Origin of the sequence: Marinobacter sp., assembly GCF_052094685.1 — a bacterium.
Lineage (GTDB): Bacteria > Pseudomonadota > Gammaproteobacteria > Pseudomonadales > Oleiphilaceae > Marinobacter.
Genome location: NZ_JBQDKB010000150.1, coordinates 1 through 5,461 on the forward strand (window position 1 = coordinate 1; position 5,461 = coordinate 5,461).

At 51.8% G+C, this 5,461-nt stretch carries 7 protein-coding genes and 1 pseudogene; all 8 read right to left on the reverse strand.

Features of this window, described 5'->3' with window-relative positions:
- Nucleotides 1-400, reverse strand: a pseudogene (locus ACTH3S_RS17670) (hypothetical protein); the annotation flags it as partial.
- A 92-nt stretch (nucleotides 401-492) separates the two neighbouring features.
- Nucleotides 493-1,002, reverse strand: coding sequence for a transposase (locus ACTH3S_RS17675; RefSeq protein WP_441810327.1), 510 nt, complete (start codon nucleotides 1,000-1,002; stop codon nucleotides 493-495).
- A gap of 192 nt (nucleotides 1,003-1,194) precedes the next feature.
- Nucleotides 1,195-1,560 (reverse strand): roadblock/LC7 domain-containing protein, encoded by a 366-nt coding sequence (locus tag ACTH3S_RS17680; RefSeq protein WP_441810328.1) that lies wholly within the window; start codon nucleotides 1,558-1,560, stop codon nucleotides 1,195-1,197.
- 42 nt (nucleotides 1,561-1,602) lie between these two features.
- Nucleotides 1,603-1,989, reverse strand: a complete 387-nt coding sequence (locus tag ACTH3S_RS17685; RefSeq protein ID WP_441810329.1) for a roadblock/LC7 domain-containing protein — start codon at nucleotides 1,987-1,989, stop codon at nucleotides 1,603-1,605.
- Nucleotides 1,990-2,094: 105 nt separating this feature from the next.
- Nucleotides 2,095-2,751 carry a hypothetical protein gene (locus tag ACTH3S_RS17690; protein ID WP_441810330.1) on the reverse strand — a complete coding sequence of 219 codons (657 nt, stop codon included), beginning with the start codon at nucleotides 2,749-2,751 and terminating at the stop codon, nucleotides 2,095-2,097.
- Nucleotides 2,748-4,073, reverse strand: coding sequence for a phosphatase domain-containing putative toxin (locus ACTH3S_RS17695; RefSeq protein WP_441810331.1), 1,326 nt, complete (start codon nucleotides 4,071-4,073; stop codon nucleotides 2,748-2,750). The genes ACTH3S_RS17690 and ACTH3S_RS17695 overlap by 4 nt, the downstream gene beginning before the upstream one ends.
- A complete protein-coding gene (locus ACTH3S_RS17700) occupies nucleotides 4,074-4,601 on the reverse strand; it encodes a GTP-binding protein (RefSeq protein ID WP_441810332.1) in 528 nt (175 codons plus the stop codon).
- A 4-nt stretch (nucleotides 4,602-4,605) separates the two neighbouring features.
- Complete coding sequence (locus ACTH3S_RS17705) at nucleotides 4,606-5,202, reverse strand: hypothetical protein (protein ID WP_441810333.1); 597 nt, start codon at nucleotides 5,200-5,202, stop codon at nucleotides 4,606-4,608.
- Nucleotides 5,203-5,461 lie beyond the last annotated feature (259 nt).

Consider the following 5,461-nt stretch of genomic DNA (forward strand, 5'->3'; position numbering starts at 1 on the left):
GCTCAGTAAAGTGTCTGCATCCTTGCTCCACTATCTGGTGCCTCTGCGGCACACTGTCCCAACTCCAGACCTGGTTCGGGCCTGTCGCCGTGAAGCTGGTCGGTTCCGGCACCTTGCGAGGTGGCTTCATGCGCCCTCGGTAGTTTTGTTGCTGGTGCTTTTTCAACACCCGGTAAAACGAGGATTCCGATGCCAGATAAAGCCCCTTGTCGGCCAGCGACGGCACGATCTGGGAGGGCGGTAAACTCCGGTACTCGGGTTGATTACACGCACTCAGAATGGCCACCTCCTCGGCCTGTGTGAGTTTATGGGGCTGTTCAGCCCGTTCTGCATCCGGACGCAGATCTTCTGCAACGGTGCCGTTAGCACCTCGCCAACGCTTCAATGTGCGCTCACTCATATCAATCAACTCTGCGGCCTTGTATCGGGCTGCACCGCCGGCAACGGCTTCATCAAACAGCTCCAGGAGCCTTGCACGTTCATCCAGCGGTGTCAGATATCCTCGTCGCTGTCCGGATCTTCGCCGTACAAGGCTTCGAGCTTTTTTGACAGCACCAGAAGCGACGTCGTCTCAGCCAGAGCTTTATCTTTGCGGCGCACTTCGGCCTTCAGCTTCTTGATGGTTTTCCGGGTGTCCCTTTGTTGCTTCTGAGCGACTTTGTCGCGGTCTGGCTGCATGCCAGCGCCTTGCAGGCAAGCTTCTTTCCAACGCTGCACTTGCTCTGGATACAGGCCTTTCTCACGGCAATAAGCACTGAGTTCGGCTTCGGACATAGAGGCCGTTTCCACGACAACGGCTAGCTTGGCTTCGGGGGACCAGTCTTCCCCGGTACTACGATTACCTGGCACGGGCATTCCTTGTTGTCGACACTGTTTCAACCAACTATACAGAGTCACATCGGAGATGCCTTCCTCTGCCGCCACCGACACGACACTTCGGTTCTGCGGAGGCAACAGCTTCTTCAGCACAGCGGCTTTACGCTCTTCGGAATAACGTGGCATGAATACTCCCATGCCGCCCCAACTAACTAAATTCAGGCGAAATTGCCAACTGGACAACTAGGCTGACAGAGGGGGGGCAGCATGACACTGGTGTTTTACCACGCTGCGCGTTGCGGTCAGCGGTGTCTAATCGATGAATTCAGAACAAAGTTCCCCGGCGGGCATTTTGGAGAGCAACGTAGGCGAAGCGAATCAATCTACCAGGTACTCTGAAATCTTGTTGACATACTTCCAGGTCAGGATCTGTATTTTCCCGGCATTTATATCAGCGGAGGACAGGCAGGCTAAAAATCCCTTATCAAAAATTGGCAGGAGCGTTACGGCGCCGGACTTTGATCGAATGTAAATCTCTTCAATACTTTCATATTTGAGTTCAGTGAGAATCTTTTCACAAACGACATTCAGTTCAAGAAAATAGGCACCAAAAAGATCAGGCTCGCTCACATTGCCATGATGTGCGATCACAAGCCCATCAGAGGAGACAACCATGCATAGCTTGATTTCGCTGGCCCTTTGGCAAAGCAGACTCAGTTGTTCATCAATTTTTGCAGTGGGCACCGTTGATCATCCTTTGTCTTTACCGGGCGGGTAATATTCTCGTTAATGACCATCGGCCAACAGTTTGGCAATTTCTCCAGCAGCTCTTTTCGACTCCATCAGCACCCTTCCTTGCATAGCTCTTGCAGACGTAGAAAGTGCAAGCACGGCGTCTGAGCCTGCATGGGTAAGGACGGATATGCCATTGGTACCCATGATCATTACCTGCTGCATATCTCCAATGGCGACTTCCGCCAGTGTCTGGTCCGCCAGCGCCAGAAGTGAAGCGCACATAGAGGAAAAACGTTCCACATCTGTTTCCGGCTTCATATCAGATGCCAGCAGATGCCCATCCATGGTGACCACAGCAGATGCTTCGATATCGCCACCGGAAGACACCTTTAATCGCTTCAATACCGTAAGAACCAATGCTTCCTTTTCACCGCTCATATTTACTCAATCCATGGTTTAAGCCGTGGTGTAACAAATCTGATGGCCGAGGTACCAGCCATCAGATTTTTTCCTAAGCGCAGGTTAACTGAGCCCAAACCGGCCTTAAATAGCAGCTTCCAACACTGGCACCTGTGCGCGAGCTTTGGTAAGCACCATACCAAGGTTCGCGGACAGCCGGCAGACAAACGTCATAACGAATTGGGGCTGCTGCTTTCCGCGAATAAATACGTGAATCAGGTTTTCGGAGTTGACGATTATCTCTTTAAAATAGTGATAGTCGTCGAGCTCCAGGCCGCGTGCCTTTTTAAACGTGTTTTCAATTGTCACCACGTTTTGCCCCTGGAACAGGTCCTGGGTAGCGGCAGCCAGCATGTCGAGAACTTCCTGCGGGTGGGAGTCTACGGTCTTCACTCCCACTAGCATGCCGCTGTCCATATCCACTACGCCGCCCGCCAAACACTCGGGAATATTCGACACAGCTTTGGCAATTGCATCATCAAAATCAGACATTATTTTTATCTCTCGGTTAGCATGGTGCTCCACTCTGGAAACCTCTGAAGTGGAGCCCTCTGGATTAGGTATTTCGTCAAAATCTTCGTTTACGTCTATCTTGCCGTCGACAGGCAACAGGTCTGCATCGTAGTCCTCAGTGAACTCGACCTGCCCGTTGCCTGTCCCATCATCAGCAAAAATATCATCACAAGCTGTCAGCTCATCCTGTTCATCAAAATCGACCTCCCAGTCGTCAAGTTTCTTCATTGCGTCATCCTGCAAGCTGCTACTTGATGAATTGCACCCGCGAAGGCTTCGAGAAACTCCACCTGAACATCTGACTGAACCCAGCGCGGCTCGATGTTCCGGGCCCGTTCAAGTGCGCTGATAGCATCGTCACCTTCCCAAATAAGATAAGCGCAAAGCACGGTACCCGTGCGCCCCATTCCGGCTTTGCAATGCACAGCAACTCGGTCGCCTCGCTTTATCAGGCCATCAATCGTTTTGCAGATTTCGGCAGCCTGTTCTAGTGTCGGCGCCCCCATGTCCGGAATCGGGAACTGTGAATTTTCAATTCCGTACTTGTTCAGCAAATCCACGCTGACCCCAAGTTCCTTGGGGGGCGGCTCTGTCAGGGTGATGAGGTGATTGACCTCAACTTTACTGAGCGACTTGACGTCGTACTCTTCATCATAGAAAACACCCGGCCTTGGCGTACCCGCCAAAATGCCCTTTTTAATCCACAAAAAACCACGGGGGCCGAAGCTACCACTCACGTAGCTGGTTGCCTCTTTAGGCAACTTCTTGGGCCGCGGAACATCGGGGGCCAATTCTTCCGGAGATGCATCCGGTGATGGCACACTGCAAGAACCGGTTCTTGCAAAGGTCGCACCGATTTCCGTTTTAGGGGCTTTAAAAAAGTTGTCGGAGTCGCCCTCTTCCTGCACATAGCCACCTGCTGTGAGCACGGTTTTCCCGCCTAAATACTCGGCTTGAGCCTGATTGTGCAAGGTAACCAGGACCGCCCGCTTTTCAGCTTGTAACTTGATGGCCTTGAGAACCTTTTCAGCGCCCTCCGGATCCAGCCCTGTGGTCGGCTCATCAAGGCAGATCATCCTGGGGTTAGGAAGAGAAATCCGCATAATCGCCAAACAACGACTGAGCGCCAGATCCAGCTCAATAACCGGGTCGTAAAGCCGGCTGCCGAGTTCAGGCAGGCCCCACTCACACAACAAACGCGCAGCCAGCTCTCTTTGTTGAGACAGGTCCAGTGAGGAGCGCTCAGGAACCTCATGCAAGGCATTTTGCAACACGTTTGCAGCCAGAAGCTTGGCGCTCTGAACCATCATCGCAGGGCGCTCTCCACTGCCAAGCTTTTCCCCCGCATAAACAGCCTCACCCCAGATGCGCAAGTTGGGGCTGGCATCATTCAGACCGGCGAGGGTTCTCATCAGCGTTGACTTACCGGTGCCGCTTGGTCCAAACAGCGATACAACACCCTTTTCAGGCACTTCGAGATCAATACCACCCAGAATGGTACGCTCACCAATGCCAACGCCGAACTTTCTCAGGGACAAGATACTGCTCATTCAAACCCCAACGGCAATCAAATGGATGAGACCGCGAATCAGAGTCTTAACGTCATTGGCGCTTCGCGCATCCACCTCAAATACGGGTGCGTACCGCCCGAGCTCAATCAGCTTTTCCTGGTATTCGCCCAATCTGGGCCGAGGCCCCAAATCCATGCGCGTTACACCAACACAGAATGGTTTGTCCTTGAGAAATGACTTGAAGCTTTTGATGTAGAACTCCATTTCCCCGATGGGATCTTCGGCTGTGTTGTCTACCAAAATAACCAAGCCCAACCCACCGGTGCTGAGGATATCCCACATGTAATCAAACCGCTGCTGGCCCGGCGTGCCGTAGAGGTGCACCCTAGCGCCGCCGTCAAGGTTTAGCACACCATAGTCCATTGCGACCGTTGTGGTTGCCTTCTTCGATTTCACCTCGTCGCTGGCCTTGGCTTCGGTAGACACAACTTGCTTATCGCTAATGGCTGCAATAGCCGTTGTTTTGCCAGCCCCCACTGAGCCACAAAATATGATTTTATGTTGCACCGGCTCAGGCCCTTTTCAGCTTCATCAACAGTGAAGAAACCAGGGAGCGATTTTTCCATTTGGCGGGTAATTCAATCACTTCCGCTTTATCGTTCAGGGCTATCGTGTAGCCAGCCTCTCGGGATGCAACGTAAAAGCGCCGAACCTGCTCAATGGGGATTTGCAGTATTTTTGACACTAAAGCTACAGAAGTCGCGCGCTTACCCAGAAACGCAGTCATTCTCAGGCAATTATCGGAGTGCGGCAGCTTTGTGAAATTCGGCCAGCGGTCGAGCTTAAAAACATGGGTATCTTTGGCATCAAACAACAACTTGCCACCGGATATCTCGTAGGCAAGCATCCATTGCAGCTCACGCAACTCGCGCCCTTTTTCCCTGACTCCTGCTATTACAGGAGATTTTTCAGCTATTTTTTTAACCGTTGTATTCGCCGGTGTCGCTTCCAAAAGACTCTTCAGGCTACACCCGCTCTGCCTGAACAAACCTTCTTTCCCGAGCACCACCATCTGACCGCCGCTTTTGAACCGGAGGTGCAAATTACTTTGTTGCTGTTGTGCCTTTCTGAGCAGCATCAGCAAGGAATCTTGTTCGCTATTACTCATACAGTTCCGTTGGAAAACGATAGTTCTCTATAAAAAGCACCAGGGCCTGGCATCAACTTTCAGAAAAATCGATGCTTATTTAGCCCCGTAAAGGGCTGATTATACAGTGCGTTAACCCTCAGAGCTGTAACGTCGCGTAAGTTATAGTAACGGCACCTCCATACAGCGTAGCCTTAATTATTTAATGAATCCGGGTTCATAAATACCCCCTAGCAGCCTGTCGGACTTGCACCTGACAGACAGCGTTTAAAGTGATCTT